This is a genomic window from Oleiphilus sp. HI0132, assembly GCF_001635845.1.
Genome location: NZ_LWGJ01000294.1, coordinates 1 through 865 on the forward strand (window position 1 = coordinate 1; position 865 = coordinate 865).

The window sequence follows — 865 nt, forward strand, 5'->3', positions numbered from 1 at the left end:
TTCCTGATTAGCTCGAGCCTTGTTGGTATTATGGCACAGCGCTTGGTTCGTGTTCTGTGTACCTCCTGTCGTCAACCCTACGAGCCTGATGACAGCGAATGCGAATTTCTGCATATAGAGCACGGGCCTGGCCAATCGAAACCTCCTATCTACAAAGCAAAAGGTTGCCCAGAGTGTAATCATCTTGGTTATAAGGGCCGTATTGGTATCTACGAACTTGTGCAAATAGATGAACAGATGCGTGAGCTTATTCATAGCAAAGCCGGTGAGCTAGAGCTTGAAACTTATGCACGTAAGTGTGGTCCAAGCATACATGATGATGGTATTCAGAAGGTGTTGGCTGGCGTTACCACGATTGAAGAAGTGGTAAGGGTGACCCATCGGGGATAGTCATGGCTGCATTTGAGTACAAGGCGCTTGACCAAAAGGGCAAGCAAAAAAAAGGTGTAATAGAGGCGGACAGCGCTCGGCAGGTTCGACAGCAACTGCGCGAAAAAGGTTTAGCTCCGCTTGAAGTTGAACAAAGTTCTGAGAAAAAGAGCAATAGCGGTGGCGGTTCCTCAAGGCGTAGGTTGAGTGTCAAAGAGCTGTCGTTACTTACCCGTCAGATCGCTACGTTGATTCAGTCAGGTATTCCTATTGAAGAGACGCTTAGTGCGGTGGCTAGTCAAAGCGAGAAAACAAACGTTCGTAGTATGTTGCTGGCGGTTAGAGCAAAAGTACTAGAAGGTTATACGCTTGCCGATAGCCTTGCTGAATTCCCGGCTGCTTTCCCTAATCTTTATCGCTCTACGGTTGCTGCAGGCGAGCATGCCGGTCACCTTGACCTGGTGCTTAACCGGCTGGCCGATTATACCGAAGCACA

Annotated in this window: 2 protein-coding genes; both read left to right on the plus strand. The window is 48.7% G+C overall.

Annotation, left to right across the window (positions count from 1 at the left end):
* A partial coding sequence (locus A3766_RS30275; RefSeq protein WP_369808597.1) for a GspE/PulE family protein occupies positions 1 to 390 on the plus strand: 390 nt, incomplete at its 5' end.
* 2 nt (positions 391 to 392) lie between these two features.
* Positions 393 to 865 (plus strand): type II secretion system F family protein (locus A3766_RS03590; protein ID WP_197479270.1); only part of this gene is annotated, 473 nt, incomplete at its 3' end.